This is a genomic window from Actinobacillus genomosp. 1 (genome assembly GCF_029774175.1).
GTDB lineage: Bacteria > Pseudomonadota > Gammaproteobacteria > Enterobacterales > Pasteurellaceae > Actinobacillus.
The window spans coordinates 228082-248593 of record NZ_CP103834.1; the positions used below are offsets into that span (position 1 = coordinate 228082).

Genomic DNA, 20512 nt, shown 5'->3' on the forward strand with positions numbered 1-20512 from the left:
TCGCCCTTTTCGTTTACATAAAGGTAACAAATCTTTATGATTAGGTTTAGTGAAAACAAGCGGTTATTTTTGAGATTTTCTTTGTAAAATCAGATGTTATTTATTGAAGTTGAAGTAGGTTTCTATGCTTCCTGAATTGGGTTATTTTGCGTTAATTTTTGCGGCGGTTGCCGCTATTTGCCAAGTAGGGCTGACATTGTGGGGAGAGCTAACCAAGAAAGCGAGTTTGCTTCAATACAATGTTTTATTAAGTAACTTGCAAACGATAGGTTGTTTATTGTCTTTCGGTCTATTGGCTTATGCTTTTTTGAGCGATGATTTCTCGGTTATTTATGTTGCGCAGCATTCTAATAGTCAATTACCGGACTTCTTTAAATTTGCAGCGACTTGGGGCGGTCATGAAGGCTCAATGCTGTTTTGGCTAACGGCACTGACGTTATGGACTAGCGTGTTTTGCATTTTTTCAGATAAATCCGACCGCTTGTTTAACCGACGAACATTGGCGGTATTAGGTTTAATCAGCCTTGGATTTATGCTCTTTATTTTATTGGTATCCAATCCGTTCGAGCGTAGCTTTCCGCCTCCGCCGGAAGGCAGAGATCTTAACCCGATGTTACAAGACGTAGGGCTTATTTTCCATCCGCCTTTACTTTATTTAGGCTATGTCGGTTTTGCGGTGAGTTTCGCAATGGTTGTGGCGGCATTGATGGAAGGTATGTTAGATGCTGCGATAGTACGTTGGATTCGACCTTGGACCATGATCTCTTGGGGTTTTCTTACCGCAGGGATTATTCTCGGCGCATGGTGGGCATATTATGAATTAGGCTGGGGGGGCTGGTGGTTTTGGGATCCGGTCGAGAACGCTTCGTTGATGCCATGGCTGCTGGGGACTGCATTAGTGCATAGTTTAGTGGTGAGTGAACAGCGCGGAATCTTTAACTATTGGACGATTTTACTGGCGATTTTTGCTTTTGCGTTGAGCTTGCTCGGTACTTTTATCGTTCGTTCCGGCGTACTCACTTCTGTACATGCGTTTGCGGTTGATCCGGATCGAGGAATGGCGCTGCTTATTCTGTTTTTCAGTTTAAGTTTTATTGCGTTAGCCTTGTTCGCCTTCCGAGTGAATTTATGGCAGGGCGAAGTACGTTTCCAACCGCTATCCAAAGAAACCGCTTTATTACTAGTAAACGGGCTATTGAGCGTAGCCGCCTCGGTTGTGTTGCTCGGGACTTTTTACCCGATGATTTTTACGGCAATGAATTGGGGTTCAATCTCGGTCGGCGCACCTTATTTTAATAATGTTTTTGCGCCGCTGGCATTACTGTTAATGACGGTAATGGGATTTGCGGTGGTATTGCGTTGGAAGCAAATTCCGTCGAAACAAATTTTGATGAAATTATGGCTGTTACCGGTGGCGGTCGGACTAAGTTTTATCTTGATTCAACAAACGATTTCGCAAACTAAATTACATCAATTTGACATATTACCGACGCTATTTGTCAGTCTAGCAGTGTGGATTATTTTGACGCATTTGCCTTATTCGAGCAAATTTTGGAAAATCCGACCGCTTGCCATGCGTTTAGCGCATATCGGTTTTGCGATTTGTGTTATCGGAGCCATGATGAACAGTTATTATGGCGATGAAATCGGAGTACGTTTAAAACCGCAGCAACAGGCGGATCTTGCCGGTTTTACCTTTAAATATGAAGATTATCAGGACGGTATCGGTGCAAACTATACGTCCGAAAACGCGCTGTTTAGTATTAGTAAAGCGGAAAAAACGCTTGCAACGGTGGTAGCGGAACGTCGTTATTATGATATTCGTACCATGACGATGTCGGAAGTCGGGCTTTATCATCACGGTTTGGACGATATTTATATTGTGATGGGCGACAAATTAGGTAATTTGGAATATGCGTTCCGTTTGCATTATAAACCTTATGTCGGAGCATTATGGCTCGGCGGTATTATTATGGTGCTAGCTTCCATACTCGCCTTATTCGGTTATCGTCGAAAATAACCTCTTGATGGACAGATGAAATATGAAAAAAGCGTTTTTATTTTTACCCTTATTATTATTGGTTGCATTAGTCGCATTTCTAACGGTTCCGTTAATGAGCAAAGATGCGCTTTCGCCGACCGAAGATTGGCGAGATAAACCTCTTCCGGAATTTGTCGGTAAAAATTTACTCGATCACCATGCGCATATTAATAATAACAGTTTGCCGAAAGAGCCTTATATTTTAAACGTTTGGGCAAGTTGGTGTACTTGGTGTATTAAAGAATTTCCGATTTTACTCAAATTGAAAGAGCAAGGTGTGCCGATTGTCGGTCTTACTTATTCCGATCAGCCGAATGATGCGCGTGAAGCATTGGGGCGTTGGGGGAATCCGTTCGATTTAGTAATTGATGATTATGAAAAAGGATTTTTAATCCAAACGTTAAAAGTATCGTCCGCACCTTCCAGTTATTTGATTGATAAGCACGGTGTGGTGCGTTATCAGCAGAAAGGGTATAACCCTGATTTCGAACAGGATTTTCTTCCTCGTTTAAAAGCATTACAAGAGGAAAAATAATGGCAAAAGTATTGCAAAAAATAGCACTAATTTTACCGCTTGTATTCAGTCTGGTTGCCAAGGCGGAAATGGTGGATACCTTTCAATTTCAGAACGAAGCCGATCGCATACGAGCGGTTGCTCTGGCAAAGTCTTTGCGTTGTCCGCAATGTCAAAACCAGAATTTAGTCGAGTCTAATGCGACCACGGCATATAAATTACGTTTAGAAGTGTATGAAATGGTTAATCAAGGAAAAACGGACGAGGAAATTATTAAGATAATGACCGAGCGTTTCGGACACTTTGTGAATTATAAACCGCCGTTTAATGCGCAAACTTGGTTATTATGGGGTATGCCGGTCGGGCTATTTCTCATACTGTTCGGCGCAATTGTGTGGCGTACTAAAAAACGTAATAAATAGCAACGTAAATCAAGATGAAAACAAGACAACAACTTAACCAAGAGAATTATCAACAAGCGGTTAAATTTGCTGATAATTTTACCTCGGATTTGAAAGCGGAATATCTTGCCGAAGCACAGGAACGTTATCAATTCGAACAGCGGCAAATATCCGAAAGTTTGCAAAATTTGGGGCAAAAACGACCGCTTGCGCTATTTGCTTTATTATTGGTTATCTTACTGGTTGCCGGTGTAGCTTATTGGCAAACGGGCCGTTACCAAATTGTACAAGCCGGAAATCAAATGCACCAAGCCTTCCAAGTTCAAACACAGTTGGAAGACAAAGAGCAGAAAAATTATCGATATATTACTAATTTACAAGACCGTTTACGGGCAACGCCGAATGACGGAGATCTTTGGTATGAATTAGGACAGGCTTATGCGTTGAATAACGACTTTGAGTCCGCATTAGTTTGTTATGACAATGCGCTGAAAGTATTAGGCGAAAAAGCGGCTATTTTCGGTGCAATGGCAACCGTGGAGTATTATGCTAACCAGAATAAACTTTCGGAAAAAGCAAGACAATGGGTAGATAAGGCATTGCGCTTAGATCAGAAAGAAAGTTCAAGTTTATTGCTATTAGCTTCGGATGCTTACGCTAAAAAAGACTACCGACAAGCGATAGATTTATGGCGTAAAGTATTAGATAGTGATAATGAGTCGATAAACCGTCGTGCAATTATTCAGAGTATGCAGGCGGCACGTGAAATGATGAATTAAAAATCCTCAATCAAGTTAGATAAAAGCAATCCGAACGGGTTGCTTTTTTTATGCCCGAAACAAAGATTAACGCTCGATTTGTTAAATAAGTGTCAAAATTTACATTTTTCGGATTGCGCAAAATATCAAGATTAATATAATTAAGAATTGTTTTTATTATCAATAACTTTGATGAAGTTTAGCTGAGGAAAATTAAGGAGATCTTATGACAGCGACAAATCGCCAAGAAGTATTACAAAATCGTTTAGGGCCGGAAATTCAAGAATTAAAACAGGATATTCAAACTATTGTACTTTCTACGGTAGATAAAGACGGCAATCCGAATGTCAGTTACGCCCCTTTTGTAATTAATGACGGTGAATATCAAGTGCTGATTTCAACCATTGCACGTCACGCTCGTAATTTAATTGAAGTACCGAAAGTTTCGTTAATGCTGATTGACGATGAGAAGAACAGTCGCCAGATTTTTGCGCGTCGCCGTTTAACTTTTGATGCGACGGCTCGAATGATTGAACGTGGAACACAAGAGTGGGAAAGCGGATTAACCGCTTTAAAAGTGCGCCATGGCGAGTTAATTGACGAACTGGCAAAAATGCAAGATTTTAATTTATTTAGCTTTAAACCGACTCACGGGCTTTTTGTGAAAGGCTTCGGTAAGGCATTTGAGGTCAGCCCTGATGATCTTGTGAGCTTTGTGCATTTGGATGAAGGTCATAAAACAGAATAATTATACGATAACTGTTTACTGTACCGGTTTTTTAAACGGTACAGTTTTTTTATTTTTAAAAGGAGAATCATAATGATTAAGATTCGTTTTAATCTGTCGATTATTGCGCTTTGCGTATTGCAATACAATGTTGCGCTTGCAGAAGAAAATGCCGAGTTAGATACCGTAGTAGTTAAAGAGTCCGAACAGCCGCAAAAAATTGCCGAAATAAAGAAATCGGCTAAACAGCTTGCTAAACAGCAGGTTCAAGATTCACGAGATTTAGTGCGTTATGAAACCGGCGTGACGGTTGTTGAAACGGGGCGAATGGGCAGTAGCGGCTATGCGATTCGAGGCGTTGATGAGAATCGTGTCGCGATTACCGTTGATGGTTTACATCAAGCGGAAACACTCTCATCTCAAGGGTTTAAAGAACTGTTTGAAGGTTATGGTAATTTTAATAACACGCGTAATAGTGTTGAAATTGAAACTTTGAAGCAGGCGACTATTCGAAAGGGGGCTGATTCGGTACATGTCGGTAGCGGAGCATTAGGAGGAACGGTCGTATTCGAAACCAAAGACGCGCGAGATTTTTTAACTGAAAAAGATTATCACATTGGCTATAAAACGGGTTATTCAACGGCAGATAATCAACGAGCTAACTCCTTGACTCTTGCCGGACGTTATAAAAATTTTGATTTGCTGGCGATTAAAACGTTACGTAACGGACACGAATTGGAAAACTATGATTATAAACGTGCCGATGGGTTACTACAGGGAAAAAAACGTGAAAAAGCCGATCCTTATTCGATTAAGAAAGACAGTACATTAATTAAATTCGGTTATTCGCCGTCTGAAAATCATCGTTTCAGCGTTGTTGCCGATTTATATGAGAAAACGAATAGAGGGCACGATTTTTCTTATAATTTAAAGCCGACTACTTTTATTAATGTTAATGAAAAAGAATTACGTCATACGAATGATAAGAGTAAGCGTCAAAATTATGCGTTCGTTTATGAGAATTTCAGCCAAAATCCATTTTGGGATACGCTGAAAGTGACTTATTCGACACAAAAAATTAAAAATCGCGCTCGTACCGATGATTATTGCGACGGTAAACATTGTGATGAAACAAGTAATCCGGCAGGCCTACAATTAAAAGACGGCAAAGTGGTGGATCGAGACGGTAATAAGCCGAAATTAGGCGTTGATGATTTAGGTTTGACGACGATTTCCGATTCGACGGGGACTTCGACTAAAGGGATTAATTTAGTTAAAGATTTTTGGTTTGACTGTACTATTTTTGATTGTAACGCGCCGGTAACCGCCTATAAAAAGGGTTATGACGGCATATCCTCTAAAGAAGTGATGTTAGATAGGGTTTATACGGATAAAAACGGTAAAAAATTTGCCGCAATCTCTCGGAAAAATGCCTTTAATAGCGTATTACTGCCGGAAAGTAAGGGCTATACCGAAAATATTTATACCGAACGAGATTTGGATACGAATACTAAACAAATTAATTTGGATTTGACGAAAACGCTTTCTCTCTTTGATAAGGAACATTCGCTTGAATATGGCGGAGCTTATAATCAAACCGAGAAAAAGATGGTCAATCGTAGCGGTTTCGGCGCATTCGGTCAGGCACAATGGTGGGCAAAACGATTTTTTGGGTTTAGAACGAATTTTGCCAAGGGAGGCGTAGAAGAAGCCATTACTTGTGAAAATGCGACGGGTGCGGATCAATGGAACGGATTACTTTGTCCGAGTGAAGGGGAGTTTTCTTTCCTGATTCCGGTAAAAGCCGAAAATGCCTCGTTGTATTTTGCCGATAACATTAAAGCGAATGATTACTTGAGTTTTAATATCGGTTATCGTTACGATGACATTAAATATAAGCCTGAATATATCGCGGGGAAAACGGCAAAAATTCCTGACGATATGTTACAAGGTTTATTCGTTCCTTTACCGGATAAGCCTTCTAAAGAAGATATTCGTAAAAATGCCGAAGATAATATCCGCTATCTTTCAAGAAAAACTTTATATCAGAAACATTCGTACTCTCTCGGCGCAACGGCGGATCCGTTTAAGTTTTTACAAATACAGCTGAAATATTCAAACGGGTTCAGAGCACCGACTTCGGATGAACTCTATTTCACATTTAAGCATCCTGATTTTACCATTTTGCCGAATGTAAATTTAAAAGCGGAGCATGCGGAAACCAAAGAAGCCGCACTTACATTGCACGGCGATCTCGGTTTTATCACGACCAGCTACTTTAAAACGGATTATGATAATTTTATCGATTTAAAATATCTTGGAGCAAAAAACTTAGTGAATGCTTTCGGCGGAAGTGCGACGGCCAGACCGTATCAAATATATCAAAATATTAATCGCCAAGAAGCGAAAGTAAACGGATTGGAAATCAACTCTAAACTACACTTCGGACAATTATGGCAATTATTGAACGGATTTAGTGCCAGTTATAAATACACTTATCAAAAAGGTAAAATAGACGGTAATATCCCGCTTAATGCGATTCAGCCGCGAACGTCCGTATTCGGTTTAGGGTATGCTCATCCTGAAGATAAATTCGGTTTGGACGTATATGTAACTCGGGTGAGTGCGAAAAAAGCGGAAGATACCTACAATATGTATCACGCTGAAGAAAAAGCGGATAACAGCCATTTAAAATGGCGTAGCGGTGCTTATACTATTGTAGATTTAATTGCGTATGCAAAGCCGTTAAAAAATGTAACCTTGCAAGCGGGCGTGTATAATTTACAAAATCGTAAATATCTTACGTGGGAATCCGCCCGTTCTATTCGTCCGTTCGGTACCAGTAATTTAATTGATCAAAAAACAGGTGCCGGATTAGCGCGATTTTATGCGCCGGAGCGTAATTTTAAATTAACCGCGGAAGTCACCTTCTGATAATGAATCCCCGATAGTGAACAAACTCTCGGGGATTTTTACAAAAAAGCCGGAAAATTTAACCGCTTGTATATACCGCTATTCTAATCCGATTTTTATCGCCAAAGCGATAAAGATTGTGCCGCAAATTTTATTCATTGATGCGCCTATTTTCGGATTGCTTCGTAGCAAATTTCCAAGCGGATAAGCGGCAAAGACTAATATAACGACCCAAATCGTCGTGGTTGAAAGCGAGGTTAATCCCAATAAGAAAAAAGGCAAAAAAGTACTTTCTACATGACTTGCCACGAATTGCGGCAATAATGCTAAAAAGAATAGAATAACTTTCGGGTTCAATAAGTTGGTGAGCAAACCTTGACGATAAATTTGCCATAACGGTAATTTATCCAAATTGACTTGATGGATTAAAAACGGTTCTCGCCACATTTTAATACCGAGCCAACCTAAATACCCTGCGCCAGCATATTTTAACAAGGCGAACAGAGTGGGAGAATGGGCAATAATTTGCGCCAGTCCGACCGATACCGCCAAAATATGTACAAAGAACCCCGTCAAAATACCAAATGAGGACATTAAACCGGCTTTTTTTCCTTCGGCAATCGTACGCGTGAGAATATAAATCGTATCGGAACCCGGGGTAAGATTCAGCAGGATACAAGCGGTCAAAAATCCCCAATAATTGACAATATCGTTCATCTGCGAGTCAGCCTAAAATTATCAATGGTTAATAAGATAATTGCCAAGGCTAAACAAATCATTAATAGATACGATTTGGAATCCAAAACTTCGCCAATCATAAACGAAACGCAAAGCATTACCAGAGGTTCTACATAGCCGAGCAAACCGAGAACGTTTACCGGTAATAGATTACTGGAGGCGATATATAAAATAAAAGCTGCCCCGTTTACCAAGCCGAACAGAGCAAGGAAGTAATAAATATGCTGATTGTTAGCCAAAATCGGCTGCATATCGGTTTGAGCGATAAAATAACCGGCAAACGGCATCACTAACAGTAATTCTACGAAAAAGGTGGCAAGCGTATTAATTTCAAAGTAACGACGCAGCGTAATGTAAAGCGGATAACCGACACCGGCAACGATTGTCGCCCATGAAAACGAGCCGGTCAGCCAAATATTGGAAGCCACACCAATCACCGCAAAGCCGAGCGAAAGCCATTTTAACAGGGTAAAATGCTCTTTAAACACGATTTTACCTAACGCTACCGCCACAATAGGTAACAACAAATAACCGATGGAAACTTCAATCGCTTGTCCGTTATTCGGCGCCCATAAAAATAACCAAAGCTGAATACCGGTATTCAAAGCAAGCAATAACAGCACCAAGACAAGCGATGGATTTTGCTTGATTTTTTGCCAAAGCTGCTGAAATTTCTCCATTTGTTTAAACAGTAAAATTGCCAATAAAATAAAGGGAGCTAATACTACAATGCGATAGCCGAACATACTTTCGCCGTTAAGCGGGCGTAATAAGATCGCAAAATAATAACCTAGCCCAAATAAAAAATTGGCACTCATGCAGCATAGTATGCCTTTTAACATTTAGTTCTCCACCGTCACTTTTTTACGTTGTTTTCGAATACTAAAAATGCCGTCTAAAATTAAGAACAATACTGCAATAACCAAACAGGTCATTAGAAAATAGGAATTAGGATCCAATCGCTCACCGATTAAAAATGAAATCATCATCATAAAAGTCGGCTCTAAGTAGCCCAATAGCCCAAGCACATTAAACGGTAATATGGTACTGGCTAACGTATAAGAAAGTAGTGCCGAACCGCTTACTACACTTAAAATCGCAATAAAGTAGTAAATATTCGGATTCTGTGCATAAATAAAATCCATATCGGTATTCCAAATAAAATACAGCGAAATTGGAATCAGACACATAATTTCAAAGACGAAACTATAGATATTACTTAATTGGAATTTTCTGCGAATATGGAAATAAGCAGGATAACCGACAAAGACGAAAACGCCTTCCCAAGAAATACCGCCGGCAAAAATGACGCTATTTAATACGCCCAGTGTGGCGAAAATTATCGCCAGCCATTTAACACGAGATAAGCTTTCTTTATAAACTAAACGCCCGAAAGCCACCATGACAATCGGCATCAGTAAATAACCCATTGAAACTTCCAACGCTTTGCCGCTATTCGGAGCCCATAAAAAAAGCCACATTTGCGAACCGACAATCGCAGAGGTGATTAAGATGACAAGTATTAAATGCGGTTGTTGCTTTAAACGTTTGGCAAACGCAAAAAATTCATGTTGTTTCTTGAGGACAAAAATGGCGAAAAATAGAAAAGGTAATGTAACGACCATGCGAATGCCGAATAAGCTTTCGCCGGAAAGCGGGCGTAATAATGTCGCAAGATAATACATTCCGCCGAATAATGCGGAAGCGGAAAGTGAATAAATAATACCGAGTTGCATAATAGGTAAGAGATAATCTGCCCCGAACAGGGGCAGAGAAAAGATTAAGATTGTTTATAAGTTTTTAAGAAATTCGCAAGACGACCAAGGGCTTCTTCAATTTGATGCGCATAAGGTAATGTCACCACACGGAAGTGATCCGGTTTATGCCAGTTAAAACCAGAACCTTGTACTAATAATACTTTTTCCGTTTGTAATAAGTCGTAAATAAATTTTGCATCGTCTTTAATGCCGTACATTTCCGTATCAATTTTAGGGAACATATAAAGCGCACCTTTCGCTTTCACACAAGAAATCCCCGGAATTTGTACCAATAATTCGTGCATTTTATTGCGTTGCTCGAGTAAGCGACCGCCCGGTAATACGAACTCATTGATACTTTGATAGCCGCCTAATGCGGTTTGAATTGCGTGTTGCATCGGTGTAGTCGCACATAAACGCATAGACGCAAGCATATCTAAACCTTCAATAAATCCTTTCGCCTGATTTTTCGGACCGCTTAACACCATCCAACCTTGACGGAAACCGGCAACTCGATAGGCTTTTGATAAGCCGTTATAGGTTACGCATAATAAATCAGGTGCGAGAGCGGCAATATGGTGGTGAACCGCACCGTCATAAATAATTTTTTCATAGATTTCGTCTGCGAAAATCATCAAATTATGCTGACGGGCAATTTCCGCAATCTCGAGCAACATTGAACGACTGTAAACCGCACCGGTCGGGTTATTCGGGTTAATCACTAAAATCCCTTTGGTTCTCGGTGTGATTTTCGCTTTAATATCCTCAATATCAGGCATCCATTCGTTGTTCTCATCACACAGGTAATGTACCGCCTTACCGCCGGCAAGCGTTGCCGCCGCAGTCCAAAGCGGATAATCCGGCATTGGAATTAACATTTCGTCACCGTCATTCAGTAAGGCTTGCATTGACATTGTAATTAATTCCGATACACCGTTACCGATATATACGTCGTTCACATCAATACTGCGAATTCCTTTAGACTGGTAATATTGCACAACCGCTTTACGCGCCGAATATAAACCTTTGGAATCGCAATAACCTTGAGATTTAGGTAAATTGCGAATGACATCAACTACAATTTCGTCAGGGGCTTCAAAACCAAACGGGGCGGGGTTACCGATATTCAATTTTAAAATTTTATTACCTTCTTCTTCTAAACGAAGAGCTTCCTTATGAATTGCGCCACGAATATCGTAACGAACGTTTGCGAGTTTGTCGGATTTAGGGAAACGTTCCATGGTGTTTGTCCTGTTTGTTTTGAAATAAAATCGTTATTAGAGTAAGAAAATTGTTCAACTTTACTCTGATTTGTTAGGAATTTAAAGAGGAAATAAGCTAAAATAATGACCTTTTTTCACAATAGCTAAAATTTAGCGGTCAGATTCTTTAGAAATTTTGCAAATGTCTATTTTAAACCAATTAAAACAACAGCTTAGCAAGCAATCTACAGATGTTAAAACGCATTTTGGCTTGATTGAATATCAAGCTGAGATTCCCTTGTCTGAAGAAAATATTGCGTTATTGAGCTGGTTAAAGGCACAAAATCATTATCCGCACTTTTTTTGGCAGGCGAGAGATACTGATCAGACCATTGCAAGTATCGGCGCGATTCGGACATTTTCCGCTATAGATGAAGCACAAAGGTTTGTTAAACAAACGCAATTTAGATTAGTCGGCGGCGTACAATTTGAAGGTAAGTGCCAATTTATTTTGCCTCGCTTGCAATTGGTAAAAAATCAGCAAAATTTAACCGCTTATTTCTATATTGATGAGAAGGAATTGTCGCAACAAGCGGTCATTTTTGAACAAATTTTTGTAAATTTCACTCAAACCGCACCGCTCGAATTAGTTGAAAACAAGTTAGTTTCACTAAATTCCGTTTATGATTTTGCCGGCTGGCAACAAAATATCGAGCGAGCAATTAGTCATATTCAGCAACGAAAATTTAATAAAGTAGTGCTTGCTAATGCCAAAACTTTACAATTTGAGCAGGCTCTTTCCGCTTATGATTTACTTGCCGTGAGTCAAACAACCAATTTAGGTTGTTATCACTTTATTTGGTCGGAGAATGCCGACTCGGCATTTGTCGGATCAAGCCCCGAACGTTTGTATCAACGCCAACAGCAAACCTTCAAAACCGAAGCGCTTGCCGGTACTGCCGCTGTTACAGAAAGTATTGTGCAAACCGAACTGAATGCGGAGTGGCTATTGACCGATCCGAAAAATATTTATGAAAATCAGCTAGTGGTGGATGATATTCAGACTCAACTAACCGATTGTGTTACCGAATTGCAAATCAGCAACGCAGAAATTAAACGCTTACATAATGTTCAGCATTTACGCCGTAAAATTTCTGCGGTATTAAAACCGAATATCAGTGATGCGGATTGTCTCGCTCGCATTCACCCGACTGCAGCGGTCGCTGGCTTACCGCGTCAAGCGGCAAAACAATTTATTGCCGAATATGAGCAATTCTCACGCTGTTGGTATGCCGGTACATTAGGCTATTTACAACCGGACGAGGCGGAGTTTTGCGTTGCCTTACGTTCTGCACAAATAGCACAAAATTGTATTACGCTCTATGCCGGTGCCGGTATTGTTGAAGAATCCGAGCCTCAATCGGAATGGCAAGAAATTGAACGTAAGTCATTGGCATTAGCTAAATTGCTGAAAGTGCATTAATCATTAAGACGAAAAAATGGCAGGTTTATAAACCTGCCATTTTTGTTATCCGGCTAAACCGATAAATAACGCTAATAATAACGGTGCAACCAGATTCACAATAAAGCCGAAGCTGATGGCAAGCGGCACAACCTGCGTTCCCCCCGATTTTTGAATCACCGGTAACATACAATCTAATGAAGTCGCCCCACCTAGTCCGACTGCGGTAGAAGGAAACGCTCGCATAAAAAACGGAATGGTAAATAAACAGAAAATCTCTCGTGAGAGATCGTTAAAGAAGGCGATACTGCCGTATATCGGCCCCCAAGCGTCATTAACTAATACGCTGGATAATGAATACCAACCGAATGCCGAAGCAAACGTAAGCCCTTGTATAATGCTTAAATCCAGTGCCAAAGCGGCAATAACTCCGCCGATAAGACTACTGACAATCATAACTAAAGAAGTGTAAATGCCTCGTTTGTTAAAAAAGACTTCTCGTAACGGAATCCCACTATTACGTAACTGAATCCCAACGCCGAAGATCATCACTTCTAATACATAAGTACTGGCGTGTAATGGAAAAGCTAATATTCCTTTAGTGACGAAGCCGATCACGCCGCCGGCAATGGTGGTGCCGATTAATTTAAACGAATCCGTTAGCATTACCCAACGAGAAGGGATTTCTTGCGGATTCACTTCTTCACGCACCATCGGTTGCCATTTATCGTAAATCGCTAAACCGATAATGTTTGATAATTGAATGATCAAACTCAAGCCCAACGCAATCCCGCCGATTTGCGGTAATTTACTACCAATATCATCTAATTGCCCGAGCGAGATCCCCATCACAAATAAAATCAAATATAAACAAATACTTACAACCTGATTAACAACCTGTAATTTACCTTTACCGACTTTAAATAAATAGCCTAAAAACAAGGGAATCAGCACTATCGCCAAACCGTATAACATTTCATCTTCCTTATCATTATGTATTTTTTGAGTTGAAATTTTAACGGTAACCACATAAAATAAAACTGTTTTTATATACAGCTTAATTATAAGTATTCGAAATCATATGGCAAGGCAACGCAAAATCATTCACATCGATATGGACTGTTTTTATGCTGCGATTGAAATGCGAGAAAATCCGGCGTTAATCGGCAAGCCTGTTGCCGTTGGAGGTTCCGTTGAAGGTCGAGGCGTATTAACTACTTGTAATTACGAAGCCAGAAAATTCGGATTACACAGTGCAATGCCGACCGCTCAAGCGTTAAAACGCTGTCCGAATCTGATTCTGGTGCCGGTAAATATGCCGTTATACAAAGCGGTTTCCGAACAAATTCATCAAATATTTCGCCGTTATACCGATATCATCGAACCGCTTTCATTAGATGAGGCTTATTTAGATGTGACCGATTGCCAACAATGTTCCGGCTCTGCCACTTGGATTGCCCAAGAAATTCGTTCGGCAATTTGGAATGAGTTACATTTAACCGCCTCCGCCGGCATTGCTCCGCTCAAATTTTTGGCAAAAATCGCTTCGGATCAAAACAAGCCTAACGGGCAATTTGTCATTTCTCCGGAAAATATGACCGCTTTTATTTATGATTTGCCACTAAAAAAGATCCCAGGGGTCGGTAAGGTAACCAATGAAAAATTAGCTCAACTGGGATTACACACCTGCGGCGATATTCAGAACAACGATAAAGCTTTTATTTATAAGACATTTGGAAAATTCGGGCAACGACTTTGGGACTTCAGCCACGCGATTGATAACCGAAAAATCGAAGTGAATCGCCCTCGAAAATCCTTAGCAGTCGAAAATACGTTACCGACTGATATTTGGCATTTAGCGGAAGCGGAACAAATTGTTGATCAGCTGTTTAAAAAACTGGTTTTTCGTTTGCAACGAAATTGGGGAGAGCATTCTCTACAGGAATTTAGAAAGTTAGGCATCAAACTAAAATTCGGTGACTTTACGCAAACTACTTTGGAACGTACCACTGACGGGCTTTCGTTAGAATGTTTTATTGAGTTACTGCAACAAGTCTGGCAAAGGGCAAATCATCGTTCGGTGCGACTAATCGGGCTTTCGGTGCATTACCCGCCGGAAAACGTTAAAAAACAGTTAAATTTATGGGAATAATTATTGTCAAACGCTTAAATTCTTATAGAATTACCCTTATTTATCGATTAGTTTTTCCCCACTCTTTCTTTGGAGATTTATTTACCTATGGCAAAAAGAATTGTCTTATTTTTATTAACTAACTTAGCGATTACCTTCGTACTTGGTATTGTGTTAAACATTATTTTCCAAGTGACCGGTATTCAAGGCGGCAGCACCGGCGGCATTTTAGTGATGTCTCTCGTATTCGGTTTCGCCGGCTCTTTAATTTCTTTATTTATGTCAAAAAGCATGGCGTTACGTTCCGTCGGTGCGGAAGTGATTCAACAACCGCGTAATCATGCGGAACAGTGGTTGTTCGATACCGTACAACGTCAATCGCAACAAGCGAATATTCCAATGCCGGATATTGCGATTTATCACTCTGCCGATGTCAATGCCTTTGCAACCGGTGCGACAAAAAGTAATTCGTTAGTGGCGGTAAGTACCGGTTTATTGGATAACATGACGGAAGATGAAGCCGAAGCGGTGGTTGCACATGAAATCGCACACATCGCAAACGGCGATATGGTGACGATGACTTTATTACAAGGCGTATTAAATACTTTTGTTATTTTCTTATCCCGTATCATTTCGACGGCGGCTTCAAGCGGCAAAGATGAAAACGGTAATGCGACCCAAAACACTCTAGTTTTCTGGGTTGTGGATATTGTTTTGCAAATGGTCTTTGGTGTTATCGCAACCATGATTGCAATGTGGTTCTCACGTTACCGTGAATACCGTGCGGATGCCGGTTCAGCACAATTAGTCGGAAAAGAGAAAATGATTGCGGCGTTACAGCGTTTACAACACGTACACGAACCGCAAGAAATGCAAGGTTCTCTCGCGGCATTTATGATTAACGGTGCGCGTTCTAAAGAATTGTTTATGAGCCACCCTCCACTTGAAAAACGCATCGAAGCGTTAAGAAACTTATAAGCGACAAGCGGTCTGATTTTGCAAAAAACTTGCAAGAACAGACCGCTTTTTTATAGGGAGTTATTTAATAGTTAAAACCAAGGTGATATGGCAAACAGTAAGATTAAGTAACGTATAAATTTACCCAAGCAAATAAAGATAAGCGATTGCCATAAATTAAAACGAAGCCAACCGGCAATACCGCATAGCAGATCACCGATAATCGGCAAACTACTTAACAATAAGGCAAATACCCCGTATTTTTCACATAAACGTAATGCCCATTGAGCCGTTTTATGTTTTAAATCCAGCGGTTTGGGAATTAATAATCCCATTGCATAAGTAATGGAACTGCCAAGGCTGTTACCCACGGTTGCAACACCAAGTAGCCAAAGTATTTGGCTTGAAAATAAATTCGAATCAGTCAAGCGAGTTTGAGTTGCTAGCGTGGTAAAAATAATTTCGGAATTGCCGGGCAGTACCGTTGCACTCAAAAATGCGCTTAGAAACATTGTTATCAGCTGATTTTCTACTGAAAAAAATAAGCTGAAAAAAGAAGTAAAATAATCTGTCATACTCGTTTTGTAAAATTTTTGTTAAACGCCTGATCTGGTTATTTTAACAAAAGTTTGAGGTTTAGTTTCAATTTGATCTATATCAAAATGTGCTTTTGATTTACCTCAATATAATTACAATTTTGTTTTGAGGGATTGAGGTAACAGGTCTATAATTCTCAACAATTTCTGTAATTTTTCAAATTTATATTTAAGGATTATAAATGTTCTCTCCTGCTGAAATGGCAAAAATCGCTGAAGACGGCGCAGTTTATAAAGCGACTAAACATCAATTATATTCTTTCATCTCCGCAATTTTAGCAGGTGGCTTTATTGGACTTGCATTCGTATTTTATACCACAACCCAAACTGGTGCGTCGGATGTGCCTTGGGGTATGGCGAAGTTAGTCGGTGGTACGGTTTTCTCACTTGGCGTAATTTTATGTGTAGTTTTTGGTGCTGAACTTTTTACTTCATCAACTTTAACCGCTGTGGCTAAAGCGACGCATCGTATTACTTGGTTTCAAATGTTTAAAAACTGGTGCATTGTGTACGGCGGTAATTTTATCGGCGGTTTAAGTGTGGTGGTGTTGATTTGGCTCTCCGGTCAAATTATGGCGGCAAACGGTCAATGGGGTTTAACTATTCTTAAAACGGCACAACATAAAATTCACCATACTTGGATAGAAGCCTTTACCCTCGGTATTTTATGTAACATGATGGTTTGTCTTGCGGTATGGATGGCAAATGCAGGTAAAAGCCTAACCGATAAAGCGTTTATTATGATTATGCCGATTGCTTTGTTCGTATCGTCAGGCTTCGAGCACTGTGTTGCCAATATGTTTATGATTCCGATGGGCATGATGATTTCACACTTTGCATCACCCGAATTTTGGACGGCGATTAATGTTGATCCGGCACAATATGCAGATTTAGATTTATACCATTTCGTTGTGAAAAATTTAATTCCGGTTACCTTTGGTAATATCGTAGGCGGTGTATTTTTCATTGGCTTAGTGCAATGGTTCTTATATATCCGTAAGCACTAAAATGATTTTCAATTTAAGCGGTTCGATTTAGGCAAATATTTGTAAAAATTACCGCTTGTCAGACTTAATTTACTAACAAACAGAGGACTTAAAATGACTCAACTAACTGAAGCTCAACAAAAAGCATGGGCAGGGTTTACTGGTGGCGACTGGCAAACTGAAGTAAACGTACGTGATTTTATCCAAAAAAACTATACTCCTTATGAAGGCGATGAGTCTTTCTTAGCTGGCGCAACAGCTGCGACAACTAAGTTATGGGAAGAAGTGATGGAAAAAATCAAAGTTGAGAACAAAACTCACGAACCGTACGATATTGATTGCGAAACTCCATCAACAATTACTTCTCACAAAGCGGGTTATATCGATCAAGCTTTAGAGAAAATTGTAGGTCTTCAAACTGATGCGCCATTAAAACGTGCGATTATCCCGTTTGGCGGTATCAAAATGGTTAAAGGTTCTTGCGAAGTTTATCGTCGTACCTTAAACCCTGAAGTAGAAAAAATCTTTACTGAATATCGTAAAACACATAACCAAGGTGTATTCGATGTTTATACTCCGGACATTTTACGTTGCCGTAAATCAGGTGTAATTACCGGCCTTCCGGATGCTTACGGTCGTGGTCGTATTATCGGTGACTACCGTCGTTTAGCGGTATACGGTGCGGATTTCTTAATGAAAGACAAGCAAAGACAGTTTGCTTCATTACAACCTCGTTTAGAAGCGGGTGAAGATATCCAAGCAACAATTCAATTACGTGAAGAAATCGCAGAACAACACCGTGCATTGGGCCAAATCAAACAAATGGCTGCATCATACGGTTTTGACGTTTCTCGTCCGGCTGAAACTGCACAAGAAGCGGTTCAATGGACTTACTTCGCATACCTTGCTGCGGTTAAATCACAAAACGGTGCGGCAATGTCATTCGGTCGTGTATCTTCATTCTTAGATATCTATATCGAACGTGACTTAAAAGCAGGTAAAATTACAGAAGAAGAAGCGCAAGAGTTAATCGACCATTTAGTAATGAAATTACGTATGGTTCGTTTCTTACGTACACCTGAATACGATCAATTATTCTCAGGTGACCCAATGTGGGCAACCGAAACTTTAGCAGGTATGGGATTAGACGGTCGTACGTTAGTAACCAAAAACAGCTTCCGTATCTTAAATACGCTTTACACAATGGGTCCGTCACCGGAACCAAACTTAACTATCCTTTGGTCTGAACAATTACCGGACGGCTTCAAACGTTATTGTGCAAAAGTATCTATTGATACTTCATCAGTACAATACGAAAACGATGACTTAATGCGTCCTGACTTCGATAACGATGACTATGCAATCGCATGTTGCGTATCTCCGATGGTTGTCGGTAAACAAATGCAATTCTTCGGTGCTCGTGCAAACTTAGCGAAAACAATGTTATACGCAATCAACGGCGGTATTGATGAGAAATCTGGTGCACAAGTTGGTCCAAAAACAGCACCGATTACAGACGAATATTTAAACTTCGACGATGTAATGGCTCGTATGGATCACTTCATGGATTGGTTAGCAACACAATATGTGACTGCATTAAATATCATCCACTTCATGCACGATAAATACAGCTACGAAGCCGCATTAATGGCATTCCACGATCGTGACGTATTCCGTACAATGGCGTGTGGTATCGCAGGTCTTTCTGTTGCGGCGGACTCATTATCTGCAATTAAATACGCAAAAGTGAAACCGGTTCGCGGCGACATTAAAGATAAAGACGGTAACGTAGTGGCTGCAAATGTAGCGTTAGACTTCGAAATCGAAGGCGAATATCCGCAATTCGGTAACAACGATAACCGTGTAGACGAAATCGCTTGTGACTTAGTTGAACGTTTCATGAAAAAAATCCAAACGCACAAAACTTACCGCAATGCGACTCCGACACAGTCTGTTCTTACTATCACTTCTAACGTGGTTTACGGTAAGAAAACTGGTAATACGCCTGACGGTCGTCGTTCTGGTGCTCCGTTTGGTCCTGGTGCAAACCCAATGCACGGTCGTGACCAAAAAGGTGCGGTTGCATCATTAACTTCTGTTGCGAAACTTCCGTTTGCTTATGCGAAAGACGGTATTTCATATACTTTCTCAATTGTACCGAACGCATTAGGTAAAGATTACGAAGCTCAAAAACGTAACCTTGCAGGCTTAATGGACGGTTACTTCCACCACGAAGCGACTGTTGAAGGCGGTCAGCACTTAAATGTAAACGTATTAAACCGTGAAACATTATTAGATGCGGTTGAACATCCGGAAAAATACCCGCAATTAACTATTCGTGTATCCGGTTATGCGGTACGTTTCAACTCTTTAACTAAAGAGCAACAAATGGACGTAATTACTCGTACATTTACCGAATCAATGTAATTTCTCTATTCATTATCAAAGCCGCCTTTACGGCGGCTTTTTATTGTTTATGTTAATTAAATATCTAACTATGCTAACTGTATTGTTAGCTTTACTTTATAACTTTTTATCTTTTTCCGATATATTAATTTATTTCGGTATGTTTTTATTCTTTATATCCTTAGTATGTAGAGTTCCACCAAAGAAAAATTCATTCGCTAAACTAGTAGGTAATTTTTATTTGAGGTCGTTAATTGAAATATGCTTATCTGGAATTACAACTTTAATTCTTTGTATGTGTATTGATGAGATTAATTCTGTAAAATCAGCAACAGCGATACTTATATCATTATGTCCTCTAATATTTGTTTTATCATATAAATTATATAATACTAAAAATAGTGATATTAACGAGTTTATTCTAAATAACATAGTATTACCCACTTTTATTGTTCTTGGTTATTATTTATATTTTCTCATTCCTAACGATATAATTGACATTACCTCCTTGAGTTCACAATATTTTTCAGATTTCTTTCTTGTTGCAATTTCATTTTTATACTTGTTTTTCATTTCTTCTTTACTTTTTTATTTTTTGTTACCGTTTCTAAATTTGGTAAATATGATTATAGAAATGTACGAATACAGAAATAAAATAAAAATATATAAAGAAGTAAAGATAAACTGTTTGAACAGTTCCATTTATATAATAACTCCAATTATTGTATTGATAATAAGTATTTGTAATTTAATAGATATAAAGGATAGGATAAGAACTACAGAATTTATTAAAGATTCACTCTATAATTTCTTTTATTTAGATATTCCTAAAATGTGTAATAATCCTTTTATTTACCCTGAAGATAAAATAATATTTATTGATTTGGATACTATTGCTGTTGCCTCAAAGACTTCAAAGTCAT

At 39.5% G+C, this 20512-nt stretch carries 17 protein-coding genes; 11 read left to right on the forward strand and 6 right to left on the reverse strand.

Annotation, left to right across the window (positions count from 1 at the left end; translation table 11 throughout):
- Window positions 1-124: 124 nt before the first annotated feature.
- The 6 genes from nrfE to NYR63_RS01140 all read left to right on the forward strand — a co-directional run bounded on the left by nrfE (window position 125) and on the right by NYR63_RS01140 (window position 7375).
- Window positions 125-2020 carry a heme lyase NrfEFG subunit NrfE gene (gene nrfE, locus NYR63_RS01115; RefSeq protein ID WP_279457777.1) on the forward strand — a complete coding sequence of 632 codons (1896 nt, stop codon included), beginning with the start codon at window positions 125-127 and terminating at the stop codon, window positions 2018-2020.
- Between the two features lie 22 nt (window positions 2021-2042).
- Window positions 2043-2576 (forward strand): redoxin family protein, encoded by a 534-nt coding sequence (locus tag NYR63_RS01120; protein ID WP_279457778.1) that lies wholly within the window; start codon window positions 2043-2045, stop codon window positions 2574-2576.
- On the forward strand, window positions 2576-2977 hold the full coding sequence (nrfF, locus tag NYR63_RS01125; protein ID WP_279457779.1) for a heme lyase NrfEFG subunit NrfF: 402 nt from the start codon (window positions 2576-2578) through the stop codon (window positions 2975-2977). Before NYR63_RS01120 ends, nrfF begins: the two co-directional genes overlap by 1 nt.
- A 14-nt stretch (window positions 2978-2991) precedes the next feature.
- The gene (locus tag NYR63_RS01130) at window positions 2992-3735 is read left to right on the forward strand and encodes a TPR domain-containing protein (RefSeq protein WP_279457780.1); all 744 of its coding nucleotides are present in this window, start codon (window positions 2992-2994) and stop codon (window positions 3733-3735) included.
- Window positions 3736-3940: 205 nt separating this feature from the next.
- Window positions 3941-4462, forward strand: a complete 522-nt coding sequence (gene hutZ / locus NYR63_RS01135) for a heme utilization protein HutZ (protein WP_279457781.1) — start codon at window positions 3941-3943, stop codon at window positions 4460-4462.
- 66 nt (window positions 4463-4528) lie between these two features.
- Window positions 4529-7375 carry a TonB-dependent hemoglobin/transferrin/lactoferrin family receptor gene (locus NYR63_RS01140; protein WP_279458519.1) on the forward strand — a complete coding sequence of 949 codons (2847 nt, stop codon included), beginning with the start codon at window positions 4529-4531 and terminating at the stop codon, window positions 7373-7375.
- Window positions 7376-7453: 78 nt separating this feature from the next.
- Here the strand turns inward: NYR63_RS01140 and NYR63_RS01145 are convergent, their stop codons facing one another.
- The 4 genes from NYR63_RS01145 to NYR63_RS01160 are packed head-to-tail and all read right to left on the reverse strand — an operon-like array spanning window position 7454 to window position 11090.
- The gene (locus NYR63_RS01145) at window positions 7454-8071 is read right to left on the reverse strand and encodes a LysE family translocator (protein WP_279457782.1); all 618 of its coding nucleotides are present in this window, start codon (window positions 8069-8071) and stop codon (window positions 7454-7456) included.
- The gene (gene rarD, locus NYR63_RS01150) at window positions 8068-8910 is read right to left on the reverse strand and encodes an EamA family transporter RarD (protein WP_279458520.1); all 843 of its coding nucleotides are present in this window, start codon (window positions 8908-8910) and stop codon (window positions 8068-8070) included. Before rarD (NYR63_RS01150) ends, NYR63_RS01145 begins: the two co-directional genes overlap by 4 nt.
- A gap of 24 nt (window positions 8911-8934) precedes the next feature.
- Entirely contained in the window at window positions 8935-9828 is an 894-nt protein-coding gene (gene rarD / locus NYR63_RS01155) for an EamA family transporter RarD (protein ID WP_279457783.1), read from the reverse strand.
- A 44-nt stretch (window positions 9829-9872) separates the two neighbouring features.
- Window positions 9873-11090 (reverse strand): pyridoxal phosphate-dependent aminotransferase, encoded by a 1218-nt coding sequence (locus NYR63_RS01160; protein WP_279457784.1) that lies wholly within the window; start codon window positions 11088-11090, stop codon window positions 9873-9875.
- Window positions 11091-11253: 163 nt separating this feature from the next.
- Here NYR63_RS01160 and NYR63_RS01165 point away from each other — a divergent pair, with 163 nt between their 5' ends.
- Window positions 11254-12534, forward strand: a complete 1281-nt coding sequence (locus NYR63_RS01165; protein ID WP_279457785.1) for an isochorismate synthase — start codon at window positions 11254-11256, stop codon at window positions 12532-12534.
- A 45-nt stretch (window positions 12535-12579) separates the two neighbouring features.
- Here the strand turns inward: NYR63_RS01165 and NYR63_RS01170 are convergent, their stop codons facing one another.
- Window positions 12580-13488: a lysine exporter LysO family protein gene (locus NYR63_RS01170; protein ID WP_279457786.1), complete on the reverse strand. Its 909-nt coding sequence runs from the start codon at window positions 13486-13488 to the stop codon at window positions 12580-12582.
- A gap of 106 nt (window positions 13489-13594) precedes the next feature.
- On the opposite strand from NYR63_RS01170, the gene dinB reads away from it, so the two are divergent.
- Entirely contained in the window at window positions 13595-14665 is a 1071-nt protein-coding gene (gene dinB / locus NYR63_RS01175; RefSeq protein ID WP_279457788.1) for a DNA polymerase IV, read from the forward strand.
- An 87-nt stretch (window positions 14666-14752) separates the two neighbouring features.
- Entirely contained in the window at window positions 14753-15622 is an 870-nt protein-coding gene (htpX, locus tag NYR63_RS01180; RefSeq protein WP_279457789.1) for a protease HtpX, read from the forward strand.
- A 71-nt stretch (window positions 15623-15693) separates the two neighbouring features.
- On the opposite strand, the gene NYR63_RS01185 is transcribed toward htpX, so the two are convergent.
- Window positions 15694-16176, reverse strand: a complete 483-nt coding sequence (locus NYR63_RS01185; RefSeq protein ID WP_279457790.1) for a YqaA family protein — start codon at window positions 16174-16176, stop codon at window positions 15694-15696.
- Window positions 16177-16379: 203 nt separating this feature from the next.
- On the opposite strand from NYR63_RS01185, the gene focA reads away from it, so the two are divergent.
- Together focA and pflB are read left to right on the forward strand one after the other, a co-directional pair.
- Entirely contained in the window at window positions 16380-17204 is an 825-nt protein-coding gene (gene focA / locus NYR63_RS01190; RefSeq protein WP_279457791.1) for a formate transporter FocA, read from the forward strand.
- A gap of 93 nt (window positions 17205-17297) precedes the next feature.
- Entirely contained in the window at window positions 17298-19610 is a 2313-nt protein-coding gene (gene pflB / locus NYR63_RS01195; protein ID WP_279457792.1) for a formate C-acetyltransferase, read from the forward strand.
- Window positions 19611-20512: the final 902 nt, after the last annotated feature.

Excerpts from the sequence above, each read along its gene's own strand:
- pflB (WP_279457792.1), top strand. The coding sequence starts at position 17,298 with ATGACTCAACTAACTGAAGCTCAACAAAAAGCATGGGCAGGGTTTACT.
- NYR63_RS01160 (WP_279457784.1), bottom strand. The coding sequence starts at position 11,090 with ATGGAACGTTTCCCTAAATCCGACAAACTCGCAAACGTTCGTTACGAT.
- NYR63_RS01120 (WP_279457778.1), top strand. The coding sequence starts at position 2,043 with ATGAAAAAAGCGTTTTTATTTTTACCCTTATTATTATTGGTTGCATTA.
- nrfE (WP_279457777.1), top strand. The coding sequence starts at position 125 with ATGCTTCCTGAATTGGGTTATTTTGCGTTAATTTTTGCGGCGGTTGCC.
- nrfF (WP_279457779.1), top strand. The coding sequence starts at position 2,576 with ATGGCAAAAGTATTGCAAAAAATAGCACTAATTTTACCGCTTGTATTC.
- NYR63_RS01130 (WP_279457780.1), top strand. The coding sequence starts at position 2,992 with ATGAAAACAAGACAACAACTTAACCAAGAGAATTATCAACAAGCGGTT.
- htpX (WP_279457789.1), top strand. The coding sequence starts at position 14,753 with ATGGCAAAAAGAATTGTCTTATTTTTATTAACTAACTTAGCGATTACC.
- NYR63_RS01145 (WP_279457782.1), bottom strand. The coding sequence starts at position 8,071 with ATGAACGATATTGTCAATTATTGGGGATTTTTGACCGCTTGTATCCTG.
- rarD (WP_279458520.1), bottom strand. The coding sequence starts at position 8,910 with ATGAGTGCCAATTTTTTATTTGGGCTAGGTTATTATTTTGCGATCTTA.
- NYR63_RS01185 (WP_279457790.1), bottom strand. The coding sequence starts at position 16,176 with ATGACAGATTATTTTACTTCTTTTTTCAGCTTATTTTTTTCAGTAGAA.
- rarD (WP_279457783.1), bottom strand. The coding sequence starts at position 9,828 with ATGCAACTCGGTATTATTTATTCACTTTCCGCTTCCGCATTATTCGGC.
- hutZ (WP_279457781.1), top strand. The coding sequence starts at position 3,941 with ATGACAGCGACAAATCGCCAAGAAGTATTACAAAATCGTTTAGGGCCG.
- dinB (WP_279457788.1), top strand. The coding sequence starts at position 13,595 with ATGGCAAGGCAACGCAAAATCATTCACATCGATATGGACTGTTTTTAT.
- NYR63_RS01165 (WP_279457785.1), top strand. The coding sequence starts at position 11,254 with ATGTCTATTTTAAACCAATTAAAACAACAGCTTAGCAAGCAATCTACA.
- NYR63_RS01170 (WP_279457786.1), bottom strand. The coding sequence starts at position 13,488 with ATGTTATACGGTTTGGCGATAGTGCTGATTCCCTTGTTTTTAGGCTAT.
- focA (WP_279457791.1), top strand. The coding sequence starts at position 16,380 with ATGTTCTCTCCTGCTGAAATGGCAAAAATCGCTGAAGACGGCGCAGTT.